At 70.1% G+C, this 26154-nt stretch carries 29 protein-coding genes; 10 read left to right on the top strand and 19 right to left on the bottom strand.

Features of this window, described 5'->3' with window-relative positions; translation table 11 throughout:
- Positions 1 to 169 precede the first annotated feature (169 nt).
- Complete coding sequence (locus AC07AG_RS14270; protein ID WP_478755041.1) at positions 170 to 1075, top strand: DUF4097 family beta strand repeat-containing protein; 906 nt, start codon at positions 170 to 172, stop codon at positions 1073 to 1075.
- 1 nt (position 1076) lies between these two features.
- A complete protein-coding gene (locus tag AC07AG_RS14265) occupies positions 1077 to 2168 on the top strand; it encodes a PadR family transcriptional regulator (protein WP_478755040.1) in 1092 nt (363 codons plus the stop codon).
- Between the two features lie 347 nt (positions 2169 to 2515).
- On the opposite strand, the gene AC07AG_RS14260 is transcribed toward AC07AG_RS14265, so the two are convergent.
- The 4 genes from AC07AG_RS14260 to AC07AG_RS14245 form a co-directional block, all read right to left on the bottom strand.
- Positions 2516 to 3088 (bottom strand): Clp protease N-terminal domain-containing protein, encoded by a 573-nt coding sequence (locus AC07AG_RS14260; RefSeq protein WP_478755038.1) that lies wholly within the window; start codon positions 3086 to 3088, stop codon positions 2516 to 2518.
- Positions 3088 to 3297, bottom strand: a complete 210-nt coding sequence (locus AC07AG_RS14255; RefSeq protein WP_190081985.1) for a helix-turn-helix domain-containing protein — start codon at positions 3295 to 3297, stop codon at positions 3088 to 3090. The genes AC07AG_RS14260 and AC07AG_RS14255 overlap by 1 nt, the downstream gene beginning before the upstream one ends.
- Before the next feature lie 114 nt (positions 3298 to 3411).
- The gene (locus AC07AG_RS14250; protein WP_478755036.1) at positions 3412 to 4374 is read right to left on the bottom strand and encodes a zinc-binding dehydrogenase; all 963 of its coding nucleotides are present in this window, start codon (positions 4372 to 4374) and stop codon (positions 3412 to 3414) included.
- A 207-nt stretch (positions 4375 to 4581) separates the two neighbouring features.
- The gene (locus tag AC07AG_RS14245) at positions 4582 to 5796 is read right to left on the bottom strand and encodes an NAD(P)-dependent malic enzyme (protein ID WP_478755035.1); all 1215 of its coding nucleotides are present in this window, start codon (positions 5794 to 5796) and stop codon (positions 4582 to 4584) included.
- A gap of 540 nt (positions 5797 to 6336) precedes the next feature.
- On the opposite strand from AC07AG_RS14245, the gene AC07AG_RS14240 reads away from it, so the two are divergent.
- Genes AC07AG_RS14240 through AC07AG_RS14230 form a run of 3 tightly spaced genes read left to right on the top strand, consistent with a single transcriptional unit; the run spans position 6337 to position 9037 of the window.
- Complete coding sequence (locus AC07AG_RS14240) at positions 6337 to 7299, top strand: ABC transporter substrate-binding protein (RefSeq protein WP_478755034.1); 963 nt, start codon at positions 6337 to 6339, stop codon at positions 7297 to 7299.
- A 35-nt stretch (positions 7300 to 7334) separates the two neighbouring features.
- On the top strand, positions 7335 to 8273 hold the full coding sequence (locus AC07AG_RS14235) for an amino acid ABC transporter permease (RefSeq protein WP_478755032.1): 939 nt from the start codon (positions 7335 to 7337) through the stop codon (positions 8271 to 8273).
- Positions 8273 to 9037, top strand: a complete 765-nt coding sequence (locus AC07AG_RS14230) for an amino acid ABC transporter ATP-binding protein (protein WP_478755030.1) — start codon at positions 8273 to 8275, stop codon at positions 9035 to 9037. The genes AC07AG_RS14235 and AC07AG_RS14230 overlap by 1 nt, the downstream gene beginning before the upstream one ends.
- 59 nt (positions 9038 to 9096) lie before the next feature.
- On the opposite strand, the gene AC07AG_RS14225 is transcribed toward AC07AG_RS14230, so the two are convergent.
- Positions 9097 to 9858: a class I SAM-dependent methyltransferase gene (locus AC07AG_RS14225; protein ID WP_478755028.1), complete on the bottom strand. Its 762-nt coding sequence runs from the start codon at positions 9856 to 9858 to the stop codon at positions 9097 to 9099.
- Between the two features lie 104 nt (positions 9859 to 9962).
- Between AC07AG_RS14225 and AC07AG_RS14220 the strand changes: the two genes are divergently transcribed.
- The gene (locus AC07AG_RS14220) at positions 9963 to 10592 is read left to right on the top strand and encodes a CGNR zinc finger domain-containing protein (protein ID WP_361050206.1); all 630 of its coding nucleotides are present in this window, start codon (positions 9963 to 9965) and stop codon (positions 10590 to 10592) included.
- On the opposite strand, the gene sodX is transcribed toward AC07AG_RS14220, so the two are convergent.
- Positions 10496 to 10936, bottom strand: a complete 441-nt coding sequence (sodX, locus tag AC07AG_RS14215; RefSeq protein WP_361050209.1) for a nickel-type superoxide dismutase maturation protease — start codon at positions 10934 to 10936, stop codon at positions 10496 to 10498. The two genes, AC07AG_RS14220 and sodX, sit on opposite strands and share 97 nt — an antisense overlap.
- A 144-nt stretch (positions 10937 to 11080) precedes the next feature.
- Between sodX and sodN the strand changes: the two genes are divergently transcribed.
- Positions 11081 to 11476 (top strand): superoxide dismutase, Ni, encoded by a 396-nt coding sequence (gene sodN / locus AC07AG_RS14210; RefSeq protein WP_160507177.1) that lies wholly within the window; start codon positions 11081 to 11083, stop codon positions 11474 to 11476.
- Positions 11477 to 11566: 90 nt separating this feature from the next.
- Here the strand turns inward: sodN and AC07AG_RS14205 are convergent, their stop codons facing one another.
- Positions 11567 to 11860: a hypothetical protein gene (locus AC07AG_RS14205; RefSeq protein ID WP_478755026.1), complete on the bottom strand. Its 294-nt coding sequence runs from the start codon at positions 11858 to 11860 to the stop codon at positions 11567 to 11569.
- A 202-nt stretch (positions 11861 to 12062) separates the two neighbouring features.
- Between AC07AG_RS14205 and AC07AG_RS14200 the strand changes: the two genes are divergently transcribed.
- The gene (locus AC07AG_RS14200) at positions 12063 to 14090 is read left to right on the top strand and encodes a GTP-binding protein (RefSeq protein WP_478755025.1); all 2028 of its coding nucleotides are present in this window, start codon (positions 12063 to 12065) and stop codon (positions 14088 to 14090) included.
- A gap of 43 nt (positions 14091 to 14133) precedes the next feature.
- On the opposite strand, the gene AC07AG_RS14195 is transcribed toward AC07AG_RS14200, so the two are convergent.
- On the bottom strand, positions 14134 to 15072 hold the full coding sequence (locus AC07AG_RS14195) for a sigma-70 family RNA polymerase sigma factor (protein ID WP_478755023.1): 939 nt from the start codon (positions 15070 to 15072) through the stop codon (positions 14134 to 14136).
- 130 nt (positions 15073 to 15202) lie between these two features.
- Here AC07AG_RS14195 and AC07AG_RS14190 point away from each other — a divergent pair, with 130 nt between their 5' ends.
- A complete protein-coding gene (locus AC07AG_RS14190) occupies positions 15203 to 15670 on the top strand; it encodes a pyridoxamine 5'-phosphate oxidase family protein (RefSeq protein ID WP_478755021.1) in 468 nt (155 codons plus the stop codon).
- A gap of 31 nt (positions 15671 to 15701) precedes the next feature.
- Here the strand turns inward: AC07AG_RS14190 and AC07AG_RS14185 are convergent, their stop codons facing one another.
- The 11 genes from AC07AG_RS14185 to AC07AG_RS14135 all read right to left on the bottom strand — a co-directional run bounded on the left by AC07AG_RS14185 (position 15702) and on the right by AC07AG_RS14135 (position 25585).
- Positions 15702 to 16826, bottom strand: coding sequence for an HAD-IA family hydrolase (locus AC07AG_RS14185; RefSeq protein ID WP_478755019.1), 1125 nt, complete (start codon positions 16824 to 16826; stop codon positions 15702 to 15704).
- A gap of 71 nt (positions 16827 to 16897) precedes the next feature.
- A complete protein-coding gene (locus tag AC07AG_RS14180) occupies positions 16898 to 17860 on the bottom strand; it encodes a hypothetical protein (protein ID WP_478755017.1) in 963 nt (320 codons plus the stop codon).
- 93 nt (positions 17861 to 17953) lie between these two features.
- On the bottom strand, positions 17954 to 18562 hold the full coding sequence (locus AC07AG_RS14175; protein ID WP_478755561.1) for a nucleotidyltransferase domain-containing protein: 609 nt from the start codon (positions 18560 to 18562) through the stop codon (positions 17954 to 17956).
- 5 nt (positions 18563 to 18567) lie between these two features.
- A complete protein-coding gene (locus AC07AG_RS14170) occupies positions 18568 to 18927 on the bottom strand; it encodes a GntR family transcriptional regulator (protein WP_478755559.1) in 360 nt (119 codons plus the stop codon).
- Positions 18928 to 18931: 4 nt separating this feature from the next.
- Positions 18932 to 19993 (bottom strand): DUF1648 domain-containing protein, encoded by a 1062-nt coding sequence (locus AC07AG_RS14165; RefSeq protein WP_478755015.1) that lies wholly within the window; start codon positions 19991 to 19993, stop codon positions 18932 to 18934.
- Between the two features lie 133 nt (positions 19994 to 20126).
- A complete protein-coding gene (locus AC07AG_RS14160) occupies positions 20127 to 20405 on the bottom strand; it encodes a hypothetical protein (RefSeq protein ID WP_478755013.1) in 279 nt (92 codons plus the stop codon).
- 65 nt (positions 20406 to 20470) lie between these two features.
- Positions 20471 to 21067: a dihydrofolate reductase family protein gene (locus tag AC07AG_RS14155; RefSeq protein WP_478755011.1), complete on the bottom strand. Its 597-nt coding sequence runs from the start codon at positions 21065 to 21067 to the stop codon at positions 20471 to 20473.
- A gap of 137 nt (positions 21068 to 21204) precedes the next feature.
- Positions 21205 to 21969, bottom strand: coding sequence for an ANTAR domain-containing protein (locus AC07AG_RS14150; RefSeq protein ID WP_478755009.1), 765 nt, complete (start codon positions 21967 to 21969; stop codon positions 21205 to 21207).
- Between the two features lie 55 nt (positions 21970 to 22024).
- Entirely contained in the window at positions 22025 to 22654 is a 630-nt protein-coding gene (locus tag AC07AG_RS14145; protein WP_478755007.1) for a GNAT family N-acetyltransferase, read from the bottom strand.
- 312 nt (positions 22655 to 22966) lie between these two features.
- Positions 22967 to 24082 (bottom strand): family 2 encapsulin nanocompartment cargo protein polyprenyl transferase, encoded by a 1116-nt coding sequence (locus AC07AG_RS14140; protein ID WP_478755005.1) that lies wholly within the window; start codon positions 24080 to 24082, stop codon positions 22967 to 22969.
- Positions 24083 to 24178: 96 nt separating this feature from the next.
- Positions 24179 to 25585: a family 2B encapsulin nanocompartment shell protein gene (locus tag AC07AG_RS14135; RefSeq protein ID WP_478755003.1), complete on the bottom strand. Its 1407-nt coding sequence runs from the start codon at positions 25583 to 25585 to the stop codon at positions 24179 to 24181.
- Positions 25586 to 25829: 244 nt separating this feature from the next.
- Here AC07AG_RS14135 and AC07AG_RS14130 point away from each other — a divergent pair, with 244 nt between their 5' ends.
- Positions 25830 to 26081, top strand: coding sequence for a hypothetical protein (locus AC07AG_RS14130; protein WP_478755001.1), 252 nt, complete (start codon positions 25830 to 25832; stop codon positions 26079 to 26081).
- The last annotated feature ends 73 nt before the right edge of the window (positions 26082 to 26154 follow it).

Here is a 26154-nt window from a genome sequence, read left to right as displayed (position 1 = left end):
CCCCACGCTAGGTCAAATCACCATATTTAGCGCAGAGAAGCGAGGGTGTCTTGACTTTCCGTCACCGCGATATATCGTGTATCTCAGAGACGCGATATGGCGCGTTGTGATCCGGGCTTCCTGGCCCTCCCGCCCACCGTTGTCCAGCACGCCCGAGGAGGTCAGCCCGATGTCAGAGTGGTCCGTCGCCGAGCCCCAGAAGCTCACGTTCGACGCCCCCGTGAGGACACTCCATGTGCGCGTCGTCAACGGAACAGTGAACGTCGTGGGCACCGACGAAGTTTCCGCCCGGCTCGAGGTCTCCGAGATCGAGGGCCCGCCGCTGACCGTCACGCAGTCGGACGGCACGCTGTCCGTCGCCTATGACGACCTGCCCTGGAAGGGCTTCCTCAAGTGGCTCGACCGCAAGGGCTGGCGCCGCAGCGCCGTGGTCTCCCTGGCCGTCCCGGCGGGCACCCGTGTCGAGGTCGGCGTCGTCGGGGCCGGTGCCGTGGTCTCGGGGATCGAGGGCCGCACGGAGGTCAAGGGCGTCACCGGCGACACCACCCTGGTCGGCCTCTCGGGCCAGGTCCGCGCCGACACGGTCTCGGGCAACGTGGAGGCCCAGGGCATCACCGGCGACCTGCGGTTCAACTCGGTCTCCGGCGACCTGACCGTCTTCGAGGGCGCGGGCTCCTCCGTTCGGGCAGATTCGGTGAGCGGCTCGATGATCGTGGACATCGACCCGACGGGCGCCCCGGCCGACATCGGCCTGACGAGCGTCTCCGGTGAGATAGCGATCCGGCTGCCCCACCCGACGGACGCGGACGTGGAGGCGAACACCGCGAGCGGGTCGGTGTCCAACGCGTTCGAGGACCTGCGGGTCAGCGGCCAGTGGGGCGCGAAGAAGATCACCGGCCGCCTGGGCTCGGGCAGCGGAAAGCTCAGGGCGACGACGGTCTCCGGCTCCATCGCCCTGCTGCGCAGGCCGCCGACGGAGGAAGATCCGTACGACGAGGCCGTGCCACCGGCCGCGCCCCCGACGGACACTCCCCCGACCGACGACACCGCCCCGACCGACAAGAAGGTGCTCTGAGATGGCCCCCGTGTTCGCCCACGGCCGACTGCGCCTGTATCTGCTCAAGCTCCTCGACGAGGCCCCACGCCACGGCTATGAGGTGATCCGCCTCCTGGAGGAGCGCTTCCAAGGGCTGTACGCACCTTCGGCCGGCACGGTCTACCCGCGCCTGGCGAAGCTGGAGGCCGAGGGCCTGGTCACGCACACCACGGAGGGCGGCCGCAAGGTGTACGCCATCACGGACGCGGGCCGCGCCGAACTGGCCGACCGCAGCGGTGAGCTGGCCGATCTGGAGCTGGAGATCCGTGACTCCGTCGCCGAGCTCGCCGCCGAGATCCGGGACGGCGTGCGGGGCGCGGCCGGTGAGCTCCGCCGTGAGATGCGGGAGGCGGCCAAGGAGGCACGCGCGTCCGGCGGCCGGCCCGAGGACAAGAACGGCTCCGGCTCCGGCTCCGGCAAGGCCTTCCCCGACCCCTCGGACTTCTTCGACGGCTCCTGGGGCGACAAGGAGGGCTGGCGCCAGGCCAAGGAGGAGTTCAAGCGCGCCAAGCAGGAGTGGAAGGAGCAGGCGCGGCGGGCGAAGGACGAGACCCGCAGGGCCCGCGAGGACGCCCAGCGCGCCCGCCGCCAGGCGCAGGACGCGCAGGCGACCGCCCGCGCCCAGGCGCAGGAGGAGGTGCAGCGCATCGCACGGCGCGTCCAGGACCAGGTGCAGGACCACTTCACGCGGGGCGACTGGCCGACGGGGGTCCGCGAGGGCCTGACGGAACTGGCCAAGGAGTTCAGCGAGTTCGGCAAGAACGCAGGCAGCACAGGCGGCGCAGGCAAGGACTTCGGCAGCAAGGGCGCGCGGCCCACCGCCGAGGAGCCCAAGTTCACGGACGCCCGCGAGGACGAGGTCCCCACGGAGTACGTCCCGGACTGGGCCCAGGAGGACACCACCGGCCATCCGGCTCGCGACCTGGACCGGCTCCTGGACCGCTTCCGCGACGACATCCGCGACGCGGCCCGGGACCAGGGCGTGACAGAGGACCAACTCCGCGACGCCCGACGCCACTTGTCATCGGCGGCAGCACACATCGCCGCGACACTGCGTACGCCGAAGCCGTGACCTCCGGGCGGGCTGTCCGGCCGGGGAGGCCGCCCGGCCGGGATGGCCGGGATGGCCGGGCGGGCCGTCCGGCCGGGATGGCCGGGCGGGCCGGGCAGCTGTCCCGGCCGGGATGTCCGTGGTAGCCGGGCAGGCCATCCCGCCGGAGTGACCGGAGCAGCCGGGCAGGCCATCCCGCCGGAGTAGCCGAAGTGACCGGGCAGGCCATCCCGCCGGGGTGACCGGGATAGCCGGGCAGACCGTCCCGCCGGAGTGACCGAAGTAGCCGGGCAGGCCGCCACGGCCAGGACGGGCCTCCACGGCCAGGGCAGGCCGCCACGGCCACCCCCCCCTGCCAACCCCTCCGCTTAAGCGGCGCCCTCGCCGTACAGCACCCTCTCCACCGCCTCATGGGTCACGCCATGATCCGCGAGCACCTCGCCGACCGGGCCGGGGCGGACCGTCAGGGCGAACAGGATGTGTTCGTCGCCGATGTGCCGGTCCCGGCGGGCGGTGGCGATGCGCAGGGACTTCTCCAGGGTGTCCTTGGCCTCGCGGGTGAACGGGCGGTGCCCGGTCCAGCCACGGCCGGACCGTCCGGACCGCCCGGCCTTGCGTCCGCCCGCCAACGCGCCCACGCCATGGGCCTCCTCGACCCGGGAGACGATCTCGGACACGTCGATACCGAGCTCGGCGAGCGCCTGGGTGTCGGCCTGCGAGAGGCCCCCGCGGCGCCGCGCCTCGGCCAGCGCGGCCTCGATCGACTCCCGGCGGCGCGTGGCCCCGAGCGAGGCCAGGGCGAAGGACGCCCGGCTCGCCTCGCGGTCGAGCAGCGCGAGCAGCATGTGCCCGTCGTCGACGGAGTCCGCACCCTCGCCCTCGGCATGCTCGACCGCACCCTTGACCACGGCGCGGGCGTCCTTCGTGAACCGCTCGAACATCACTGCCTCCCGTACTTCTTGTGCACGGCCTGCCTGCTCACTCCGAGCTCCGCGGCGATCCCCTGCCACGACCAGCCCTGCAGGCGCGCACTGCGCACCTGCACGGCCTCCAACTGCTCCACCAGCCTCCGCAGCGCGGAGACGGCCCGCAGTCCGACTCGTGGGTCACGGTCACCCGCACGCTCGGCGAGATCCGTAGCTTCGGTCATGCATGTCAACCTACGTTGACAGGAAGGCCGTGTCAACCACAGTTGACACGGGTGAAGTGAAGGGTGGGGTGATGTGAGGGGTGGGGTGATGTGAAGGGGGAGGCAGCTTCGGCGTCAGACCTCCAGCACGATCTTCCCGAACTGCTCGCCGGACTCCATGCGCTCGAAGCCCTCACGCGCCCGGTCCAGCGGCAGCACCTCGTCGATGACGGGGCGCACGCCCGTGGCGGCGCAGAAGGAGAGCAGGTCCTCCAGCTCGTCCTTGGACCCCATCGTCGAGCCGACGATCTTCAGCTCCAGGAAGAAGACCCGCGTCAGCTCCGCGTGCGAGGGCCTGTCACCACTGGTCGCGCCCGAGATCACCACAGTGCCGCCCGGCTTGAGCGACTTGATGGAGTGCGACCACGTCGCCGCCCCCACCGTCTCGATGACGGCGTCCACCCGCTGCGGAAGGCGGGCGCCGGACTCCACGGCCTCCACCGCGCCCAGCTCCAGGGCCCGCTTCCGCTTGGCCTCGTCGCGGCTCGTGGCGAAGACCCGGAGTCCGGCCGCCTTGCCGAGGACGATCGCGGCCGTGGCGACGCCGCCACCGGCGCCCTGGACGAGGACCGAATCCCCGGGACGCACACCGGCGTTGGTGAAGAGCATGCGGTACGCGGTGAGCCACGCGGTCGGCAGACAGGCCGCCTCGGCGAACGGAAGCTCCTTCGGCTTCGGCAGCAGATTCCACGTGGGCACGGAGACCTGCTCGGCGAACGTCCCCTGGTACTTCTCGGTGAGGATCGAACGGCCCTCGTCGGGGCCGACCCCGTACCCGGTCTGGCCGATGACGGAGTGCAGGACGACCTCGTTGCCGTGCTCGTCGATGCCCGCGGCGTCACAGCCGAGGATCATCGGCAGCCTCCCCTCGGGGAGGCCGACCCCGCGCAGGGACCACAGGTCGTGATGGTTGAGGGAGGCGGCCCGGACGTTCACGGTCGACCAGCCGGCCCTGGCCTCGGGGGCGGGACGCTCCCCCAACTCAAGGCCACTGAGCGGCTGGTCACGGTCGATGCGGGCGGCGTAGGCGGCGAACATGAGGCGACGATAGGCCGCGGGCCTACCCGGACGTAACCTCGCACGACTGTGACGCGCGCCGCGCCCCCACCGCGCCCCCACCTCGTACGCACCCTGGACGCACCCGTCCCACCCCGGACGCCCCACCCCCGGACGCACCGCGCCCCCGCCTCGTGCACGACGTGTGCGTACGAGACAGGGGCGCGGTCACGCCATGGAGTGTTCCGCTCAGCGGCGGGCGACACCCTCCGCACGGGCGGCCGCCGCGACAGCCGCGGTGACCGCCGGGGCGACCCTCTCGTCGAACGGCGAGGGGATCACGTAGTCGGCGGACAGCTCCTCGCCCACCACACCGGCCAGCGCCTCGGCCGCGGCGATCTTCATCGTCTCGGTGATGCGCGAGGCACGGACCTGCAGCGCGCCCGCGAAGATGCCGGGGAAGGCGAGCACGTTGTTGATCTGGTTCGGGTAGTCCGAACGCCCCGTCGCGACAACCGCCGCGTACTTGTGGGCGATGTCCGGGTGCACCTCGGGGTTCGGGTTGGCCATGGCGAACACGAACGAGTTCGGCGCCATGGAGGCGACCGCGGGCTCGGGGACGGTGCCGCCCGAGACGCCGATGAACACATCGGCACCCGCCAGCGCACTCTCCAGCGAACCACTGAGCCCGGCCTTGTTGGTGATCTCCGCGAGTTCACGCTTGACCGGGGTGAGGTCGTCCCGGTCCCGGCTCACCACGCCCTTGCGGTCCGCGACCGCCACATCGCCGAGGCCCGCCTCGAGCAGGAACTTGGCGATGGCGACACCGGCCGCACCCGCGCCGGAGATCACGGCACGCAGCTCACCGAGCGTGCGCCCGGTCAGCCGCGCCGCGTTCCGCAGCGCGGCGAGCGTCACGACCGCCGTGCCGTGCTGGTCGTCGTGGAAGACCGGAATGTCGAGCCGCTCCTGGAGCTTGCGCTCGATCTCGAAGCAGCGCGGCGCCGAGATGTCTTCGAGGTTCACGCCGCCGAAGGACGGCGCCATACGCACCACGGTCTCGACGATCTCGTCCGCGTCCGTCGTCGCGAGCGCGATCGGAACCGCGTCCACGCCGCCGAACTGCTTGAACAGAATGGCCTTGCCCTCCATCACGGGGAGGGAGGCCTCGGGACCGATGTCACCGAGACCGAGCACGGCCGTGCCGTCGGTGACCACGGCCACGACGTTCGACTTCCATGTGTAGTCGTTCACCAGCTCCGGCTGCTCGGCGATCGCGGTGCACACTTTCGCGACGCCAGGCGTGTACGCCAGGGACAGGTCGTCCTTGTCCCGCACCGGCACAGTGGCCTGCACGGCCATCTTGCCGCCACGGTGCAGCGCGAACGCCGGATCGAAGGGCTCTTCAGCGCCTTCGTGACCCGTATTGCTGTCGCTGCGAGGATTGACGATCTCCGCTGCCACTTGTCTTACCCCTTAAGTCTTAAATCATCAGTTGAGGGTGTCCACTCCTGGTTGAGAAGTGGGCGGGCACCGCGTCTGTTCTCCGCCTGTCGACGGAGGGAGGTACAGACACGCGAGCGCGCCGCACACGCGCTCTGGGCCCCGGATGAGGGGTGTAACGCACCTTTCTACCTGACGGCGCGGGGCACGGGCGAGTGGGATTGGTTACCTGAGGTGCCCCTGGTCCTTGTAGTGGTCCAACAAGAACGGACGACGGGCCCATGCCCGGATTTTCCGAGGAGCGCACGCCGCCGGTCCACATCGCGAGATTCACCCGAGATCCACCGAAGATCTCAAATGGCGGTACTTCGTTCCAGGCCGGTACGGCCCGGTTGTCCCGGCCTGTCTGGGTACCGCGATCACCCGTTATCCGATTTTGACATCTCTGGCACCCAGAATCGGACGGTCCGAATGGCAAGATGCCGTCATCACACGAGGTCGCGACACCCGAAGGTGTGTGCACGACCGCTCGGCAACTCCCTCATCCGCCGGAGGACCCTCATGACCGCACGCTTCATCTGTCGTACCACCGCCGGTAAGTCCGCGAAGTCCCGGATGGCCACGGTCGGCGCGATCGCGGTCGCCGGCGCGCTGCTGCTGTCCGGCTGCGGCGACCAGACCAAGAGCAAGGACGAGGGCGGCGAGAAGGTGAGCAACGCACCGCTCGCCGACAAGCTCCCCAAGGACATCCGTGACGCCGGAGTCATCAAGGTCGGTTCGGACATCGCGTACCCGCCCGTCGAGTTCAAGGACAAGTCCGGCAAGACGGTCGGCATCGACCCCGACCTCGGCGAAGCGCTCGGCAAGCAGCTCGGCGTGGAGTTCCAGTTCGACAACGGCACCTTCGACACCCTGCTCGGCGGCCTGCGCTCCAAGCGCTACGACCTCGCGATGTCGGCCATGACCGACACCAAGAACCGCCAGGAAGGCGTCGACGAGGAGACCGGCAAGAAGATCGGCGACGGCGTCGACTTCGTCGACTACTTCACGGCGGGCGTCTCGATCTACACCAAGAAGGGCGACGACCAGGGCATCAAGACCTGGGCCGACCTCTGCGGCAAGAAGATCGTCGTCCAGCGCGGCACCGTCTCGCACGACCTCGCCAAGGCCGAGTCGAAGAAGTGCAAGGGCGGCAAGAAGATCGCCATCGAGTCCTTCGACAACGACCAGCAGGCCCAGACCCGACTGCGCTCCGGCGGCGCGGACGCGGGCTCGTCCGACTTCCCGGTCGCCGCGTACGCGGTGAAGACCTCGGGCGGCGGCAAGGACTTCGAGCTGGTCGGCGAGCAGGTCGAGGCCGCTCCGTACGGCATCGCGATCTCCAAGAAGAACCCCGAGCTGCGCGACGCGATCAAGGCCGCGCTCGACGCGATCATCAAGAACGGCGACTACGACAAGATCATCTCGAAGTGGGGCGTCGAGGACGGCGCGGTCAAGGAAGCCAAGATCAACGGCGGCAAGTGACCCCGCACCCGTCTCGCCGCTGAAAGGCCACTCCCGTGACTACCGACATCACCAAGAAGGGACCGGAGGACACACCCCCGTCCTCCCGTCCCGAGGCCATCAAGGCCATCCCGGTCCGGCACTACGGCCGGTACGTCGCCGCGATCGTCGCCATCGGCGCGCTCGCAGCGATCGTCTACGCGTTCTCCCAGGGCGACATCAACTGGAACGCGATTCCTGACAACTTCTTCGACGAGCGCATCCTCAAGGGCGTCCGCGAGACCCTGATCCTGACCGTCCTCTCGATGCTCATCGGCGTGGTCGGCGGCGTCCTGCTCTCCGTGATGCGGATGTCGAGGAACCCGGTCACCTCGTCGATCGCCTGGTTCTACATCTGGTTCTTCCGGGGTACGCCGGTCCTGGTCCAGCTCTTCGTCTGGTTCAACCTCGGCTTCGTCTTCGACTACGTGAACCTCGGCCCTGTCTACAAGGACGAGTGGTCGGACTTCATGACGCCGTTCCTGACGGCGCTGCTCGGCCTGGGTCTCAACGAGGCCGCGTACATGGCGGAGATCTGCCGCGCCGGCCTGCTCTCGGTCGACGAGGGCCAGACCGAGGCCTCGCACGCGCTGGGCATGAGCCACGGCAAGACGCTGCGCCGTGTCGTGCTCCCGCAGGCGATGCGCGTGGTCGTGCCGCCGACGGGCAACGAAGTCATCAACATGCTGAAGACGACCTCGCTGGTCGCCGCCGTCCAGTACTACGAGCTCCTGCGGTACGCCCAGGACATCGGCACCTCGTCGGGCGCGACGGTGGAGACCCTGCTGCTCGCCGCGTGCTGGTACCTGATCATGACGTCGATCCTCAGCGTCGGTCAGTACTACCTGGAGCGCTACTACGCGCGCGGTTCGTCGCGCTCCCTGCCGGACACGCCGTTCCAGAAGATCAAGGCCAATATGTTGTCGCTGGGCAACCGCTCGGGAGTTGGTCACTGATGACGACCGCCATGGTGAAGTCCGAAGGCGTCCACAAGTCCTTCGGCCACGTCGAGGTCCTCAAGGGCATCGACCTGGAGGTCAAGTCGGGCGAGGTCTTCTGCCTCATCGGCCCGTCCGGCTCCGGCAAGTCGACGTTCCTGCGCTGCATCAACCACCTGGAGAAGATCAACGCCGGGCGGCTCTACGTCGACGGCGAGCTGGTGGGCTACCGGCAGAAGGGAGACAAGCTGTACGAGCTCAAGGACAGCGAAGTCGCCCTGAAGCGCCGGGACATCGGCATGGTCTTCCAGCGCTTCAACCTCTTCCCGCACATGACGGCCCTCGAGAACGTCATGGAGGCGCCGGTCCAGGTCAAGGGTGAGACGAAGACGGCGGCGAAGGCGCGTGCCGAGCAGCTTCTGGAGCGGGTCGGCCTGGCCGACAAGGCCAAGAGCTACCCCTCGCAGCTCTCGGGCGGCCAGCAGCAGCGTGTGGCCATCGCCCGCGCGCTCGCGATGGAGCCGAAGCTGATGCTCTTCGACGAGCCGACGTCCGCGCTCGACCCGGAGCTGGTCGGTGACGTGCTCGACGTCATGCGCGACCTCGCCCAGTCCGGCATGACGATGATCGTCGTCACGCACGAGATGGGCTTCGCGCGTGAGGTCGGCGACAGCCTCGTCTTCATGGACGAGGGCGTGGTGGTCGAGTCCGGCCACCCGCGCGACGTCCTGACCAACCCGCAGCACGAGCGGACGCAGTCGTTCCTGTCGAAGGTCCTGTAACGCGTACACAGAGAAGGGGCGGTACGGATCCACGATCCGTACCGCCCCTTCGTGCTGCGCTACTTGAGCCCCAGGACCATCGCGTCCGAGGGCGATGACCACACCGTCCGCGCCTCGCCGAAGCCCGCCTCACGCAGCGTCCGCGCGTGCCACTCGGGCGAGGGGGTGTCGCCGTCCGCGTGCTCGCCGTAGATCTCGAAGCGCTTGGCGGTGGGCCCGGCGAGGACCGGGTCCTTGGCGGCGAGCTGCCACCAGTCCCTCCAGTCCACGGCGCCGGCCGCCTTCGCCTGCTCCATGCGGGCGTGCCGCTGGGCCCGGTCGGCGTCGTTCAGGCGGGGCGTCGCGGGGTCGGGCATGTGGTCGGCGTTCAGGAAGACGCCGCCGTCCCGGACGAGACCCGCGAGCTGGCCGTAGAGGGTGGTCAGGGGTTCGCTGTGCAGCCAGTGCAGGGCGGTGGCGGTGAGGACCGCGTCGTACGCGTCGTAGGGCAGCTGCGCCGTCCACTGGGGGTCCTTGAGGTCCGCGGTCACGAAGGTGACCCGGTCGTCCCCGGCGAAGGTGCCCTCGGCGATGGCCAGGAGCGCGGGGTCGAGGTCGACGCCCGTGCTGACCGCGTCCGGGAACCTCTTGAGCAGCCGGTCCGTAATACTCCCCGTACCGCACGCGAGGTCGAGGACGCGCGGCTCGGTGCCGACGACGGCTTCGACCATGTCGAGCATGACCCGGAACCGCTCCTCGCGGTCGGGCAGATACCACTCCTGCTGCCGGTCCCAGCTGTCCTGCCAGGCGCGCCAGTCTGTTCCCGACACCGTTTCCGTCATCGGAGGTCCTCCTGTACGTAATACGCTCTCGTAATACCCTCGAAGCACGCGCAACCGTTACTCACGCACGTGATGAAGATAGCCCGCCCCGGTAAGGACTACAAGTGGAACTGGCCTATTACTCGGACTACGCCGTACGTCTGGTCAACAGCGAGGAGCCGGGTCGCAACAAGGACACGCTGACGTCGGTCGAGGCGATCCGCGAGCTGTTCGGAGGCAGCTCGCAGGCGGCACGTCGTGCCACGGACTCCGATGTCACCCGCTTCCGCTCCGTGCGGGCCAGGCTCAGGGCGGTCTTCGAGGCGGCCGACGGCGGCGACGAGACCCTCGCGGTCGACCTGCTGAACTCACTGCTCATGGAGTTCCCGGTCAGCCCGCAGATCTCGGGCCACGACGACCGTGACGACGAGGGCAACCCGCTGTGGCACATGCACTTGGCGGACCACCCGTCGAACGCCACGTCCGGGTACGCGGCGATCGCCGCGATGGGCCTCGCCTTCCATCTCACCGAGCACGGCGTGGACCGCCTCGGCCTGTGCGAGGCAGCGCCCTGCCGCAACGCCTATCTCGACACGTCGACAAACCGTTCCCGACGCTACTGCTCGGACCGCTGCGCGACCCGCGCCAATGTCGCCGCCTACCGCGCCCGCAAACGCCTGGAGACGGACCGGTCGGCGAGCACGGGGCGCGCCGCCGAGACGGCCCAGCGCACCAGCGCGAACGGCGAGCGCTGACCGGACCTGAACTGGGGCGGGCGGTAGCGGAACCACACCTTCCCCAGGACGAGTTCCTCGGGCACCGTGCCGTAGTCCGTGCTGTCCCCTCCCGCGTACACGTTGTCCCCGCGCACCCACCAGCCGCCCTCGCGCCGCTCGGCGGCACGCTTGACGACCAACAGGTCCTGCTGGAACGGATGACGGAGCACCACCACGTCACCCGCTCGGACCCGTGCGCCCCACTGCACCACCAGGCGGTCCCCGTGGTAAAGCGTGGGCACCATCGAAGGGCCCGTCACCTCGGCCGCACCCAACGGCAGGATGGCCCTTCTCCGTTCGCTCTCCTGCGACAGCTCCGGCATCACCGCACCTCCCCGGTCCTATCCTCCACGAGTCCCAGTCTCACCCTGGACTTTTGTCCTAAGCCCAAGGGGGCACTCGCGAAAACCCGTCTCTCACGGAGTAATGTCCCACCTGAGAAGACGATCACGAGGAAGGACAGCTGCATGCTTTCCCGCCTGTTTGCCCCCAAGGTAAAGGTCAGCGCCCACTGCGACCTGCCCTGCGGCGTGTACGACCCGGCCCAGGCCCGCATCGAGGCGGAGTCGGTCAAGGCCGTGCAGGAGAAGATGGCCGCCAACGACGACGCGCAGTTCCAGACGCGCGCCATCGGCATCAAGGAGCAGCGCGCGGAGCTCGCGAAGCACCACGTGTCGGTGCTCTGGAGCGACTACTTCAAGCCCCCGCACTTCGAGAAGTACCCGGAGCTGCACCAGCTGGTCAACGACACCCTCAAGGCCCTCTCGGCCGCCAAGGGCTCGTCGGACCCGGCCACGGGCCAGAAGGCGCTGGACTACATCGCCCAGATCGACAAGATCTTCTGGGAGACCAAGAAGGCCTGACCCCACAAGGTCACCAGGCCATCTGGTCACACGAAAGCACCCGGCATCCGCGCGGAGCCGGGTGCTTTCGGCATTCCTGCTCTGCAGCGGTCAGCCCTGAAGCGAGGAAAGGCCCTTCCGCAGATCCTCCGCGTTCATCACCGGGTAGATCTCGATCTCCGCACCGAGCTCCAGGAAGAACGGCTCGGCGATGGACGGCATCTGCGAGCTGTCCTGCATGTCGAAGACGAAGGTGGCGGCCCGCCCGCCGCCACTGGGCCCGAAGTACGCGGCCTCCGGCTTGATCTGTTCCGACACCGCCTGCATCAGCTTCGGCAGTGTGCCGTTCTTGATCGCCTCGTTCGAGATCTGGGTGTCCAGACGCGCTCTCAACATGACCCTCATGGCACTCACTCCTCCTTCCAAGGGTCCCGCGCCCCACCCGGATCCGCATCCCGTCGCCGCGCCGCCCCATAAATCGGTTGCCGCCCCGCACCGCCCCTGCTGCACTTGCCGTACGCCCCGACCCGTCAAGGAGACGCAATGCGCCGTTTGTTCATGTCCAGCCAGAAGGGAATCGCCATCGACCCAGAGGACATGACACTCCGTGCATACGTCCAGCACGTCCAACACCCTGAACCTGGGGATCCTGGCGCATGTTGACGCCGGGAAGACCAGCCTGACCGAGCGGCTTCTGCACGCCGCCGGTGTCATCGACGAGATCGGTCGCGTCGATGCGGGCAGCACCCAGACCGATTCGCTGGCCCTGGAGCGGCAGCGCGGCATCACGATCAAATCCGCCGTCGTCTCGTTCGCGGTCGACGACGTCACCGTCAATCTCATCGACACCCCCGGCCACCCGGACTTCATCGCCGAGGTGGAACGGGTCCTGAGCGTGCTCGACGGCGCCGTGCTCGTCGTCTCCGCCGTCGAAGGCGTCCAGGCGCAGACCCGCGTGCTCATGCGGACGCTGCGGCGGCTCCGCATCCCCACGCTCGTCTTCGTGAACAAGATCGACCGGCGCGGGGCGCGCGAGGAGGATCTGCTGCGCAGCATCGCGGAGCGGCTCGTCCCGGACGTCGTGCCCATGGGGACGGTCCGCGGCCTCGGCGGCCGTGACGCCTCGTACGTTCCCTTCGGCGCGAACGACCCCGCCTTCACCGGCCGCCTCGTCGACGTGCTCGCCGCGCACGACGACGCCCTGCTCTCCGCGTACGTCGACGACGAGGCGGGGCTCTCCCACCGGCGGCTGCGCGCCGAACTCGCCGCGCAGACCGAGCGGGCGCTGGTGCACCCGGTGTTCTTTGGCTCGGCCGCCACCGGCGCGGGCGTCGGCGAACTCATCGCGGGCATCCGGGAGTTGCTGCCCTCCGAGGACGGCGGCCCGCGCGCCGACGACCCCGTGTCCGGCACCGTCTTCAAGGTCGAGCGCGGGGACGCCGGGGAGAAGGTCGCGTACGTGCGGATGTTCGCGGGGACGGTGCGCACGCGCGACCGGCTGCCGTTCGGCGACGGGCGCGAGGGCAAGGTCACCGCGGTCAGCGTCTTCGACCGCGGGTCCGCGGACCCGCGTGAGGGCGTCTCCGCAGGGCAGATCGGGAAGTTGTGGGGGCTCGGCGACATCCGGATCGGCGATGCCGTCGGCGTGCCGCGCGCCGGCGGGAGGACGGGCGGAGCCGGGCGGCACCACTTCTCGCCGCCCACCCTGGAAACCGTCGTCGTCCCCGCCCGCCCCGGCGACAGAGGCGCCCTGCATCTCGCACTCGCCCAGCTCGCCGAGCAGGACCCGCTGATCAACCTCCGGCAGGACGATCTCCGCCAGGAGGTGTACGTGTCGCTGTACGGCGAGGTCCAGAAGGAAGTCATCCAGGCGACTCTCCTCGACGAGTACGAAATCGACGTCGCGTTCCGCGAGACCACGACCATCTGCGTGGAGCGCGTGACCGGAAGCGGGTCCGCGTACGAGATCATCGACACGGAATCCAACCCCTTCCTGGCCACCGTCGGACTGCGCGTCGAACCCGGTCCGCCGGATTCCGGCGTGGAGTTCCGCCTGGGGATCGAGCTCGGTTCGATGCCGTACGCGTTCTTCCGCGCCGTCGAGGAGACCGTGCGGGAGACGCTGCTCCAGGGGGTCCACGGGTGGCAGGTCGACGACTGCGTCGTCACCATGACGCACTCCGGCTACTGGCCCCGCCAGAGCCACGCGCACGGCACCTTCGACAAGAGCATGTCGAGCACGGCCGGGGACTTCCGGCAGCTGACCCCACTGGTCCTGCTGAGCGCGCTGCGGCGGGCCGGCACCGCGGTGCACGAGCCGCTGCACCACTTCCGGCTCAGCGTCCCGGACGACGTGTTCGGGACGCTCCTGCCCGCGCTCTCCCGGCTGCGTGCGGTCCCGCACACCCAGACGGCGCGCGGAGCCGCGTACGTGGTCGAGGGAGAGATCCCCGCCGCCCGCGTGCACGAGCTGGAGCAGCTGCTGCCCTCGCTGACGCGCGGCGAGGGCGAGCTGGAGTCCGCCTTCGAGCGGTACCAGCCGGTCCGGGGCGAGGCCCCTGACCGGCCGCGCACCGACCGCAATCCGCTGTGCCGCAAGGAGTATCTGCGGGAGGTGGCGGGTGTCCGGCGCTGAGTCCGGGACCGGGCCCAGGGTCGGTTCCGGGACCGGGACCGGGTCAGGCGCGGAACCGCGGGAGGCCGAGTCCTCGTACGCGGGCGGGGTCGACGAGGAGGTTGAGTTCCACGATCCTGCCGTTCGTGATCGTGAACTCCATGACCGAGACGACCTCGCCCTGCGGCACCCCGACCACACCGACACGGCCGTTGACGAAGGCCAGCTCGGTGCTCGGCGCCGCCTTCGAGAACATCGCGGCCTGCCCGGCCACCACGGTCGCACCCCGCACCAACTTCGAGAGCCCGGAAGCGAGTTCACCCGTGTCGGCGCGCAACACCACATCCGGGTCGAGCAGTTCGAGCAGCGCGTCGAACTCGCCACCCCGCGCGGCGGCGAGGAAGGCGCCGACGACCTCGCGCTGACGCACGGGGTCGTTGTCGGGCCTGGGCGCCGAACCCTGCACCCGGCGACGGGCCCGGCTCGCGAGCTGCCGGGTCGCGGCCGGGGTGCGCTCCACGATGGGGGCGACCTCGTCGAAAGGCACGGCGAACATGTCGTGCAGCACGAAGGCGAGGCGCTCGGCGGGCGCGAGCGTCTCCAGGACGACGAGCAGCGCGAGGCCGACCGAGTCGGCGAGCAGCACCTCCTGCTCGGGGTCGACGACATCACCCCAGCTCACGACCGGGTCGGGCACGTGCGTGTCCATCGAGAGCGACAGGGAGTCCTCGCGTCGCGACTGCCGCGTACGCAGCATGTCGAGGCAGATCCGGCCGACGACGGTCGTCAGCCAGCCGCCCAGGTTCGCCACATCGCCGGTGTCGGAGCGGCTGAGCCGGATCCAGGACTCCTGGACCGCGTCCTCGGACTCGCTGAGCGAACCGAGCATGCGATAGGCGACCGCCTTCAGATGCGGCCGGTGCTCCTCGAAGCGGGCCGCCAGCGCTTCGCTCCGGTCCGCGGATGCTGCGCTCCGGGCCGCCGATGCTTCGTCATGGTCCATCTGTCACATTCCCCCGTCGTGATCCGTCATAGAAGTGACCACCGTTCCAGCGCACTTGGAGGAGAACAGTAATGAACGCGTACGCCATACCGGCCACCCGCATCTCGCGCCGGCCGTCGGGACAGGGCGCATGAGCACCGGGACGACCGCACCCCGCGCGCCCGAGCAGCGCAAGCGGGACGCCCTGCACCGCCTCGACCACGACATCGACGCGTGGGTGGCGACGGCGGACGCGGAGAGCGGGACCCCGTATCTCATCCCGCTGTCCTTCCTCTGGGACGGCGAGAGCCTGCTGGTGGCCACTCCGGAAGCCAGCGTCACCGGCCGCAATCTCCGGGCGACCGGCAAGGCGCGGGTCGGCATCGGGCCGACCCGCGACCTCGTCCTCGTCGAAGGTGCCGTACGCGCCCTCGACGGGGCCGAGTTGACCGCCGAGCTGTGTGAGGCCTTCGCCACGAAGACGGGCTTCGACCCGAGCGGGCTCAAGACCGCCTACACCTACTTCCGCATCACCCCCCAGCGCGTCCAGGCCTGGCGCGAGGCCGACGAGCTGGAGGGCCGGGAGCTGATGCTGGGCGGGCGGTGGACGGTGCGGTGAGCCGGGCGGGCGCGGGCGGTGGGGCCGGTGGTCAGCTGTGGCCGAGCACCGGTGCCAGCGCCTCGCGCAGGTCGTCGGGGCCGGTGTAGTGGAGCCCCACCATGCCGAGCGCGACCGCGGCGTCCACGTTCTCCTTGCGGTCGTCCACGAACAGGCAGCGCTCGGCCGGGACCCCGGCCCGCTCCACGGCGATCTCGTAGATCCGGCGGTCGGGCTTGACGATGCCGACGCCTGCGCTGCTGACCACGGTGTGCGCGAGGTCGGCGATGCCGAGCTCGGCCAGGTCGTCGTCGAGCCAGGGGGTCGCGTTCGTCACCAGCGCCACGTGCAGGTGCGCGCGGGCCCGCCTGAGCAGGTCGACCACGGTGGCGTCGGCGGAGAACCCGGCGTCGGCGAGCGCGGCGCCCAGGGCTTGCCCGCGCTCGTACGGCACCCGGTCCGCGAGGCCGCGTGCGATCGCCTCCACCCACTCCGCCCTGCCGGTGCGCCCGAGCATCAGCGGCAGATCGGTCTCGGGCGCGAAGGCGATCTCGGCGGTGCTGCCGTGGGGCAGACCGGCGGCACGCTCCATCTCCTCGATCCCCGACATGTCGTAGAAGCGGATCACGCCGTCCAGGTCGCAGAGCACGGCGTCGAACGCCCGCGGCGGCACCTGCCAGGCGAAGCGCAGCTTCTCCTTGGCGTCGGCGCCGATCCGACCGTAGAAGCGGATCGCGCCCTCGTTCCACGCGGGGGTCTGCCACTGGACCTCGGTGAGACCGAGCGCACGAGCCTGGGCCGCCACCGCGTCCGTCAGGAGCTCGCCGATGCCGAGCCCCCGGTGTCCGTCACGCAGGAAGAGGCAGTCCATGTGGAGGTACTCGGTGCCGTCCCACGTGGAGATCTCCGGCGCGCACGTCGCGTAGCCGACGACATCGCCGCCGGGCAGCTCGGCCACCAGGCAGCGCAGGCGCGGGTCCGGCACCCCGAAGAGGAGGGCGTCCAGGCGCTGCTCCAGGCCGGGGGCGGGCGGCGTGCCCTTCTCGTAGGCCGCGTGCTCGGCGACGAGCTCCACGATGCGGGGGAGGTCGGCGGGGCGGGCGTGGCGGACGCGGGGCGCATCGCCGGGCCCTTCGCTCTGCTGCGCGCGCGATCCATCAAGCTCGGTCATGTCCATGGGCCCATGATGCAGATGGCCGGTGCTGCGGGTGATGCCGAGGTGCCCCAACGCTCGCGCCGTGGATGCCGCTACTTCTCGTACGTCCTGTGGTTCTCGTCGAGCACCCGCCGCACATTGGCCCGCACCCGGCTCTGGTCCGCGCGCACCGCCTCGTACGTGTCCTTGTGGCGGGCCACATCGGCGCGCTGCTTCTCCTCGCGCACCGCCCACCAGACACCGGCCGTGTTGTGCTCCCGCTTGCACTCGACGTCGGCGGTCGCCGTGGCCAGCTCCTCGTGCGTCCGGTCGGTGTTGCCGCCGTGGTCGTTCCCGCGGCCCCACGCCTTGTCCTGGAAGGCGTCGCTCGGGGTCTTGTAGCGCTTGACGCCCTTGCTCACCACGCAGTCGGACCAGGTGCCGAGGGCCTTGCGCACCCGCTTGTCCCTGGCGACCGCCTCGTCCAGGCGCTGGCTCCGCCGGGGGATGTACGTCCACATGCGCGTCTTGTCCCGCACACCTTCGACGAGGCGCTCGGCGCCGCTGCTCGCGCAGCCGCCGCGCTCGGCGGGCTTGGCCGACGACCCGGCGGGCTCGCGGTGCAGGCCGTACATCGCGTCGTACTCGGCCTGTGTCATGGCGCGCCCGTCGCGCCGCGCGGCATCGGCCGGGGACCGGTCCGGGTCCCAGCCGTAGCCCCAGCGGCGGGCGCTGTCGAGGTCGAGCGGCCCGTACGGGGACGACGTCATCGACACCGCGATCAGCGCCCTCGACTTCATGCTCGTCGGCTGCTTCGGATGGAGGGGAAAGTCCTCGAAGCCGAGCTTGCGCATGCAGCTCCGGGTCATGCGGGCCTGTGCCTCCGCCTGGCGTCGGCTGTCACGCGAAGTGAACTCGTAGCGGTCGAGCGGCAGTTCAGGGAGGTCCTTCTCCGCCTTCACGGAGGGCACACCGGGGTCGCCCGAGTCTCCCCCGGACGACGGCGACCCGCACCCCGCGAGCCCCACCGCCACAAGACCCGCGACGGCCGACCGGGCCATGCCCCGCAGTCCCATCAGTCCGTCCCCTCTCAGTCCGTCCCCTCTCAGTCCGTCCCCTCCCCGGGCGGCTCACGTACCGGAACCGTCGGACCATCCCGCCCGCCCCCATCACCCCCGCAGCCGGGTGACCCAGGGGTGCGGACCGTACGCGATCTCAACAGCCCATGCCAGCCAGTCCCGTTGGGGCGCGGACAGCACAGGCAGGAGCGCGTCGAAGTCCCGTTCGTCCTTCGGGCGGGGCGACTTCGCCTTGTAGAGGAGCTGGATCTCCGGCGCCAGGCGGGGGATGCCGTCCGGGCCGACCAGGCCGATCTCCTCGACAGGCCGGCGCACCCGCCGGTCACGGCCCGACACCCAGACAGGGCCCTCGGACTCCTCCAGCATGAACTGAATGCGCCATGGCTCCCCCTCGCCGGGCCTGCACCAGATGTCGTGCACGCCGGACGGAAGCACCTCCCCCGGCAGCCACGGCCGCAGCGTCCCCGGCGGATCGGCGGCCCACCACTCCCACGACGGCAGCGCCTCCTGCACGGTGAGCTGGTCGCGGCGCAGCAGAGATACGTCGATGTCCACGTGCCCCCGGAAGGCGTGACCGACGGCCAGCTCCACCGCGTAGCCACCGGCGATCCACCACGGGACGCGCAACTGCGCTAACAGGGCGGCGACTTCGGCGGGTGTGGCCGGTTCCCAGGGCCCCCACGGGGTCTCCGTACGCATCGCGTTCACGCCCTCAGTTCCGTGTCCACCAGGGACCGCACCTCGTCCTCGGAGAGGCCGAGCCGCAGCGCGTCGGCGACGAATGCCCTGACCCGCTCACCCAGCTGGGCCCGCGCCTGCGCCACGGCGCCGTCCACGACGGTCGCACCGCGTCCCCGCCTGAGCTCGATCAGGCCCTCCTCGCGCAGCCGCTGGTAACCACGCAGCACCGTATGGACGTTGACCCCGAGGGAGTCGGCGAGCATCCGCGCTGCGGGCAGCCGCTCGCCCGGCCGCACCGAGCCGTCGGCGACCGCGCGGCGCGCGCATGCGGCGATCTGGTCGGCGAGCGGCACCGACGACGTCGTATCGATCCGGAACAGCATGCCGTCAGCGCCGCCCGTCCTGGGGTGCGGTGCCACGGGCCGCCTCATCCGCCTGGCCCACCCGGTCCACCTGACCTACCTGGCCCACCCGGTCCACCAGCGTGTTGAGGAGCGCGGCGGCCGTCGCGGAGTCCTCGACGGTGACGGCGAAGTCCTTGCCGTTCGACCGCCGGACGACCAGCGCCTCGCCCGACCGCATGATGACGCCGGAGCGTCCAGGGACGATGCGGTAGCCCCAACCCCCGTAGTCCGCGAAGGCGTTGATCCGGCGGGTGCCCGCGCTCTCGATGCGGTCGAGCGGCAGCCGGATGCGCGGCCACGGCACAAGCCCCGGCGACACCGTGAGCCCGCGCCGGTCCACGGTGACGCAGGCCCGCGCGAAGGCTGCGATCAGGAGCCCGGGGACGAGCAGGGACAGCGGCGTCAGCCAGCCGCCGTCCGCCAGCCACACGGTGACGATGCCCGCGACCGCCAGCGCGACGCCCGTCCCGCTCAGCATCCAGGAGCCCGTCCGCCGCACCCAGCCGGCGATCTCGTCGTGCCCCAAGTCGATCCGGTCCGCGGCGCCTTGAGCCTCCGCACCGAGGGACGAGCGCGCCTCGGGCAGCGGCACACACCGCGCGAGCCCCGCCCCGGCGCCCGCCGCGAGCACGGCGACACCTACCGCGACGGCGAGGTGCCACAGGGGGAGCACCGCCGCCGCGCCGTCGGCGGTGCCGCGGTTGGCCACGAGGCTCGCGCCCATCGGCCAGGCCAGGAGCGCGGACGTCGCGTACACGACGGCGAGCACCCCCCGGAGCCCGCGCCGGTAGGTGGCGAAGTCGCTCCGGAGCACGAGGAGGACGCCGACCGCGCCGAGCACGGCGAACACCGCGACGAGCATGGCGAGGAAACCGCCGTGCCCGACATAGCCGTCCGCTTCCCCGTCGGCACCGAAGTGCCGGGCCAGCCGGTCGGGCAGTTGATCACGGACGGTCGCGTACACCGCCAGATCCGCGACCAGACCTAGCGCGAAGGGGAGCGCGGCGAGCAGCGCGACGCGGGAACCACCGGATGTACGGGTCATGAAAACCTCCATTATTCGCATCCTAGTAGAACAATGAAGGCGTACGGAAGCGCGCCGACTCGACCCTTGTGCCGATCCCCGTGCCGATCCCCGTACCGATCCCTGTTACGGTCCCTGTTCCGATCCCCGTGCCTCAGTCGTCGCCGGAGCGCGCGGGCGCGGGCTCGACCTCGACCTGGACCTGGCCTGGGACCGGTTCAGGTTCGCCGGGCTCTTCGCGCTCCTCGCGCTCTTCGCGTTCGTCGACGCACGCTGTGCACTGCGGGTTGTGGCACGGGCCGGGGCCCCACACAGGGACGAACACCCCGAGCACCTTGCGCCGCTTGATGGCCGTACCGACAGGCCGTCCGCAGCTCGCGCACACCGGCTCGCTCTGCGGGCGGGGGCCGGACCGGCTCCCATCGCTGCCCATACGTCCAGAATATGGCTGGCGGCGCGGACCGGAAAGCCCAGGCGCCGCCCGGCCGCCGCCAGTCGTCAGCTCGTCCTGCGGTACGTACGCACGACTACGCCGTTCCCGAAGACCCGGGACGCGTCGAGCGCGAACTCACTGACCACGCTCTCCGCACCCGCGCCCCCGTCGAACATCGGCATGCCGGTCCCCAGAAGCACGGGGTAGGTCTTGACGATCAGCTCGTCGACCTCGTCCCGCAGCTCCCCCGCGATCTTCGAGCCACCGCACAGCCAGATGTCGAACTCGCTGTCCTCCTGCTTGAGTTCGCGGATCTTGCCGACCACGTCGCCGGAGATGATCTCGACGTTCGGGTCGGGCGACTTGTCGAGGGTGCGGGACGCCACGTACTCGCGCAGATGCCCGTACGGGCTCGTGACGTCGGTGTCCAGGGCGAGGCGATAGCTTCCCCTGCCCTGGACGACCGTGTCGAAGCGCTTGTTCTCCAGGCCTTCGAGGCCGAGGAGACGGCGGCCCTCGACGGGAATCGTCTCCGGATATTCCGTCTTGAGGAACTCCAGGAACTCCTCGTCCACGAAGCGCATGAAGGATTCCCCGTCGCCACTCCGGTCACCGATGAAGCCGTCGATCGACACGGCGACGAAGTAGATGAGCTTTCGCAAGGCGTCTCCAGACCTGGATTGCTTCGGATTGCTTCCGATTGCTTTGGATTGCTTCCGTATGTCGTTCTCGGGGAGAACATGTCGCCCTCGGGGAGAAAGGGGAGCACAGAGGAGGAAGGGAGGGCGAAACCGCTGCTTCACACGCGGCGAATTCCCTCCGTGTCGAGCTCCCCCTCCACCACCCGCCGCGCGCACTCCGCGAGCCGCAGCCGGTTCGCCCGCGCATGCTGCCGCAGCTCCACGAACGCCTCGTCGACCGTGCACTGCCAGCGCTCGGCGAGTACGCCCTTCGCCTGCTCGATGGCGATCCGGCTGGTGAGGGCATCCTGCAACTGGCCGCGCTCGGACTCGCTCTGCTCCAGGGAACGCCGCTGAAGGATCGCGATCATCGCGACATCCGCGAGGGCCTGTGCGAGCGCGATCTCGTCCGGGCCGAGGACCACCGGCTTCGCCTGGAGCAGACTCAGCGTGCCGAGGACCTGGTCGCCCCTTCGCAGGGGCAGCGCCTGCGCCATCTCGTAGCCGGCCTCCAGCGCACGCGTCGTGAACTGCGGCCAGGCGCCGATCGCTTCCAGGCCCCCGAGGGCGATGTTCGTGTGCGCCGTGCCGGAGCGGTAGCAGTCCAGGCACGGCCCCTCTGCCTGCTGCTGGGTGAACAGATCGAGCACCCAGGTGTGCTCGCCGGACGCGGCGACGAGCCGCAACCCGCCCTGGGGCTCCGCCAGCAGGATGCCCGCCGCCGATACTCCGATCAGTTCCACGCAGCGCACGGCCAGGCTCTGCAGGAAGGTGACGACGTCGAAATCGTCGGTCAAGGAGTCAGCCACCTCCACGAACGCCTCCGCCAGAAGTCGTTCGCGGGACGTGTCACCGGACACCGGACGGGTCAGTTCGTGGGACATACGGATCGTCCCCCTTCGTTGTGTCCAAGGACAACACAGCGGTGCAGCAACGACTTTAAGCGAAGCGGCCCGGGTCGCCACCGTTCATGGCGGAAGACCGCGGCTCCCGCCACATCGGCCAGAGGTGCGGGCCGTCCGGCAGCGCGATGGCATGTCCGGTGAACTCGAATCCGAGCCGTGTGTACAGCGCACGGCTGCGGCTGCTGCTCGCCTCCAGATAGGCGTGCAGCCCCTCGCGGTCGCACCGGTCGAGCACGGCGCCGATCAGCTCCGAGCCGAGTCCCTCGCCCTGCCGCTCGGGGCTCACGCCGATCATGTGCAGATACTGGTGGGGCCGGTCGGTCGGGTGCGCCTCACCTGTCAGCCGCCCGATCTCCTCTATGCGCGCGTTGTCCGGGTCGACGGCCGCCTGGAGCTGCGCGGGCCCCTCCTCGCCGCCCTCCTGCTCGCCCGCGGGGACGGACCACCACAGCGCGACGGCCGTGCCGTCCTCCGTGATGTCGACGAAGCCCTGGCTCAGCGAGAGGTCGAGGAAAGCTTCCATCAGGGCACCGTGCCTGCGACGGCGGTGCTCCTCGACGGGGAAGACCCAGCTGCTCACCGGATCGTCCCGGAACGCCTCGTCGAGCAACCGGACCACGTCCGCTCTGTCGCTCTCCCCGGCCCTCCGGATCACTACGCCCACAGCCCCGCCCCTTTGCCCCTCGCCCACGCTCAACTACGTGTAGCACTCCACCGATTGCCTCGGAGGCAGCCTAGGTGATCGGGTCCCGGCACACGGGCGAGCCCCGCACCCCGGCCGGATCTCGGCGGAGTGCGGAGCTCATCGGTCTCGTCCGACCGCCCTGTTCAGGGCCGTCTTGTCGGCAGACCCTCCCTGCGTACGCTCAGTTCTCCAATGCCCGGTACGTACATCCCCGTACGCCTCCGTACGCTCGGTACGTAGATTTCCGTACGCCCCATACGCCTCCGTACGTCTCCGTGCGCCTCCGTATGTTCAGTGCGTACGCCGCGTCACGAACTCCGCGAGCGTCAGCAGGCCGCCCGCCGACTCCGGGACCGGCACCGCGCGGGCCAGCTGGTTGATCGCGCGGGACATTCGGTCGGCCGCGTGCATGAGCGCCCAGTCCCTGCCGCCCGCCGCCTCGACGGCGTGCGCCATGCGCTCCAGGTCGCCGTCCTCGCCCGGGCCCGACGGGCGTCCGTACAGCTCGGCCAGTTCAGCGGCTGCCGGGGTGCCGGAGGCCAGCGCCGCGACCACCGGCAGGGACTTCTTGCGGGCCGCGAGGTCGGCACGGGCCGGCTTGCCCGTGTGCCCCGGATCGCCCCAGATGCCGATCAGGTCGTCGATGAGCTGGAAGGCGAGCCCCGCCTCACGGCCGAACCCGTCGAGCGCCTCCACCTCGCTGCGCCCCGCCCCCGCGTACAGCGCCCCGATCGCACAGGCGCAGCCGAGCAGCGCCCCCGTCTTGGCCTCGGCCATGGCGAGGCACTCGTCGAGCGTGACCTCGTCCGGGCCGCGCTGTTCGAGGGCGCAGTCCGCTTGCTGCCCCTCGCAGAGCTCCACCACGCAGGAGGCGAGCCGGGCGGCCGCCGCCGAGGCCCCGGGGTGCGGGTCCTCGGCGAGCAGCCGCTGCGCCAGCGCCTGGATCGCGTCACCGGCCAGGATCGCGTCGGGTTCACCGAACACGGTCCACGCGGTGGGCCGGTGCCTGCGGGTGGTGTCGCGGTCGATGACGTCGTCGTGCAGCAGGGTGAAGTTGTGGGTCAACTCCACTGCCGCGGCGGCCCGGACGGCCATGGCCTGGTCCCCGCCGAGGGCCCGCACCGCGGCGAGCACGAGCGCGGGCCTGATCGCCTTGCCCGCGTGCCCGGCCGCCGGTGAGCCGTCCGCGTGTTCCCAGCCGAAGTGGTAGAGCGCGATGCGGCGCATCGCTCCGGGCAGCGAGTCGATCGCCCTGCGCAGCTCCGGGTCGACGCTCAGCCGCGCCGATGTCAGGATCTCCGCCGCTTCGGACGTCTCGTACGCCTCGTGCCCCTCGTTCTCCTCGACGGGCCCCTGTTCGGCGGGGCCCTGGGCCGTATCCGTCATGTCCGTCGTCGTGTCCGTCATGGACTCACCCCGGGGAGGATGCGGACGGTGGCGTTTCCTGGGCCTGCGGGCGCGTACGGAAGGGGTGTACCCGCAGCTGCGTCCGCAGACACGGCCTCACTGCCAGCGGCCGATCTCGACGTTCTCCAGGACGCCCAGCGCGTCCGGCACGAGCACCGCCGCCGAGTAGTACGTCGACACCAGGTACGAGATGATCGCCTGCTCGCTGATGCCCATGAAGCGCACGGACAGGCTCGGCTCGATCTCGTCCGGGATGCCGGTCTGGTGCAGGCCCACGACACCCTGCTCCTCCTCGCCCGTACGCATGCAGATGATCGAGGTGGTGCGGGCCTCGGTGACCGGGATCTTGTTGCACGGGAAGATCGGCACGCCGCGCCAGGTGGGGATGCGGTTGCCCCCCATGTCGATGGTCTCCGGGACGAGCCCGCGCTTGTTGAGCTCGCGGCCGAACGCGGAGATCGCGCGCGGGTGGGCCAGGAAGAGCTTCGATCCGCGCCTGCGGCTGAGCAGTTCGTCCATGTCGTCCGGGCTCGGCACGCCGTCGTGCGGCTGCAGCCGCTGTTCGTACTCGCAGTTGTTGAGCAGCCCGAACTCGCGGTTGTTGATCAGCTCGTGCTCCTGGCGCTCCTTGAGCGCCTCGACCGTCAGCCGCAACTGCTGCTCGGTCTGGTTCATCGGCTGGTTGTAGAGGTCGGCCACGCGCGTGTGGATGCGCAGAACGGTCTGGGCGACGCTCAGTTCGTACTCACGCGGTGCCGACTCGTAGTCCACATAGGTGCCCGGCAGCACGGCTTCGCCGACGTGTCCCGCGGAGAGGTCGATGGGCGCCTCGCCGAACTGGTTCGTCCGCTGGGCCGGGATGGACCGCAGCCGCTGCAGATGCTCGCGCAGCGAGTCCGCGCGCTCCGCGACCTGCTCCAGGTCCTGGCGGGGCAGCGTGAGCACGGTGCACGCGGTCACCGCGCGCGTCGTGAACTCCCAGATGGCCTCCGGGTCGAGCAGGGCCTGCTCGCCGAAATAGGCGCCGTCGGCGAGCGACGCGAGGACCGTGTCGTCCCCGTAAGGACCGGTGCCGATCTTCTCGACCCTGCCGTGCGCGAGCAGGAACACCTCGTCGGCCTGGCTGCCGAAGGAGGTGATGACCGCGCCCGCGGCGAACTCCCGCTGCTGGCAGCGCTGGGCCAGCTCCCCCAGGACCTCGAGGTCCTGGTAATCCCGCAGGACCGGCAGCTCGCCGAGCTCCGCGGGGATCACCTGCACCCGGTCCCCGGTCTTCACGAACGTCACCCGGCCGTCGCCGACCGAGTAACTCAACCTCCGGTTCACTCGATACGTACCGCCCTGCACCTGCACCCACGGCAGCGTCCGCAGGAGCCAGCGGGAGCTGATCTCCTGCATCTGCGGCGCGGACTTGGTGGTGGTGGCCAGGTTCCGTGCGGCCGACGTGCCCAAGCTCTGCTGCGGCTTGGACTCGTCCGTACGGATCTCTTCGCCTACCGACATTGGCAATGCCCTCCCGATCAAGCGCTGATCTGCGCCGTCAACCCTTCCAGCACGGTGCGTGTCGGCGCCATTACACAAACGAGCGGGAATGGATCACGCGAGACGGGGCACTCACCCGCGTACCAGGAACCGGGGCTCCGGCGGCGGGGAACTCCAAGATCCGTGCAGCCGTTGAACAGGACACAACGACGGATACGCTCTGTACTGATATGTACCAATCCGCACCAATCCGTAGGAGACGGCAATGGCAGGCTTCCTGGATCGCGCCAAAGAACAGGCGCAGCGCGGACTCAACCAGGGCAAACAGAAGATCGACGAGGTGCAGGCACAGCGCACGGGCGGCGATCTCCTGAAGAAGCTGGGCGCGGCGTATTACGCGCAGCAGCACGGCACGGGCACCCCCCAGGCCACCCAGCAGGCCCTGCAGGCGCTCGAGGCACACATCGCGACGAACGGCGACGCGTTCCTGCACAGCGGTGACCACCACCGCGGCTGACCAGATCGGCTCGCACGGTGCCCGAACAGCGACGGAATAGTTCCGAACGACTGGTCCGGGCACCGTGGTTCCG

This window comes from Streptomyces sp. NPDC044044, assembly GCF_056434405.1.
Note: the sequence above shows the minus strand (reverse complement) of the source record. Positions and strands in the feature narration are given on the sequence as shown.

Coding starts and splice junctions, on each gene's coding strand:
- AC07AG_RS14270 (WP_478755041.1), top strand. CDS start 170: ATGTCAGAGTGGTCCGTCGCCGAGCCCCAGAAGCTCACGTTCGACGCC.
- AC07AG_RS14265 (WP_478755040.1), top strand. CDS start 1,077: ATGGCCCCCGTGTTCGCCCACGGCCGACTGCGCCTGTATCTGCTCAAG.
- sodN (WP_160507177.1), top strand. CDS start 11,081: ATGCTTTCCCGCCTGTTTGCCCCCAAGGTAAAGGTCAGCGCCCACTGC.
- AC07AG_RS14180 (WP_478755017.1), bottom strand. CDS start 17,860: ATGGGACTGCGGGGCATGGCCCGGTCGGCCGTCGCGGGTCTTGTGGCG.
- AC07AG_RS14205 (WP_478755026.1), bottom strand. CDS start 11,860: ATGAGGGTCATGTTGAGAGCGCGTCTGGACACCCAGATCTCGAACGAG.
- AC07AG_RS14170 (WP_478755559.1), bottom strand. CDS start 18,927: ATGCTGTTCCGGATCGATACGACGTCGTCGGTGCCGCTCGCCGACCAG.
- AC07AG_RS14175 (WP_478755561.1), bottom strand. CDS start 18,562: ATGCGTACGGAGACCCCGTGGGGGCCCTGGGAACCGGCCACACCCGCC.
- AC07AG_RS14255 (WP_190081985.1), bottom strand. CDS start 3,297: ATGACCGAAGCTACGGATCTCGCCGAGCGTGCGGGTGACCGTGACCCA.
- AC07AG_RS14135 (WP_478755003.1), bottom strand. CDS start 25,585: ATGTCGGTAGGCGAAGAGATCCGTACGGACGAGTCCAAGCCGCAGCAG.
- AC07AG_RS14150 (WP_478755009.1), bottom strand. CDS start 21,969: ATGTCCCACGAACTGACCCGTCCGGTGTCCGGTGACACGTCCCGCGAA.
- AC07AG_RS14225 (WP_478755028.1), bottom strand. CDS start 9,858: ATGACGGAAACGGTGTCGGGAACAGACTGGCGCGCCTGGCAGGACAGC.
- AC07AG_RS14260 (WP_478755038.1), bottom strand. CDS start 3,088: ATGTTCGAGCGGTTCACGAAGGACGCCCGCGCCGTGGTCAAGGGTGCG.
- AC07AG_RS14165 (WP_478755015.1), bottom strand. CDS start 19,993: ATGACCCGTACATCCGGTGGTTCCCGCGTCGCGCTGCTCGCCGCGCTC.
- AC07AG_RS14185 (WP_478755019.1), bottom strand. CDS start 16,826: ATGGACATGACCGAGCTTGATGGATCGCGCGCGCAGCAGAGCGAAGGG.
- AC07AG_RS14140 (WP_478755005.1), bottom strand. CDS start 24,082: ATGACGGACACGACGACGGACATGACGGATACGGCCCAGGGCCCCGCC.
- AC07AG_RS14130 (WP_478755001.1), top strand. CDS start 25,830: ATGGCAGGCTTCCTGGATCGCGCCAAAGAACAGGCGCAGCGCGGACTC.
- sodX (WP_361050209.1), bottom strand. CDS start 10,936: ATGCCGGAGCTGTCGCAGGAGAGCGAACGGAGAAGGGCCATCCTGCCG.
- AC07AG_RS14160 (WP_478755013.1), bottom strand. CDS start 20,405: ATGGGCAGCGATGGGAGCCGGTCCGGCCCCCGCCCGCAGAGCGAGCCG.
- AC07AG_RS14240 (WP_478755034.1), top strand. CDS start 6,337: ATGACCGCACGCTTCATCTGTCGTACCACCGCCGGTAAGTCCGCGAAG.
- AC07AG_RS14195 (WP_478755023.1), bottom strand. CDS start 15,072: ATGGACCATGACGAAGCATCGGCGGCCCGGAGCGCAGCATCCGCGGAC.
- AC07AG_RS14190 (WP_478755021.1), top strand. CDS start 15,203: ATGAGCACCGGGACGACCGCACCCCGCGCGCCCGAGCAGCGCAAGCGG.
- AC07AG_RS14250 (WP_478755036.1), bottom strand. CDS start 4,374: ATGTTCGCCGCCTACGCCGCCCGCATCGACCGTGACCAGCCGCTCAGT.
- AC07AG_RS14230 (WP_478755030.1), top strand. CDS start 8,273: ATGACGACCGCCATGGTGAAGTCCGAAGGCGTCCACAAGTCCTTCGGC.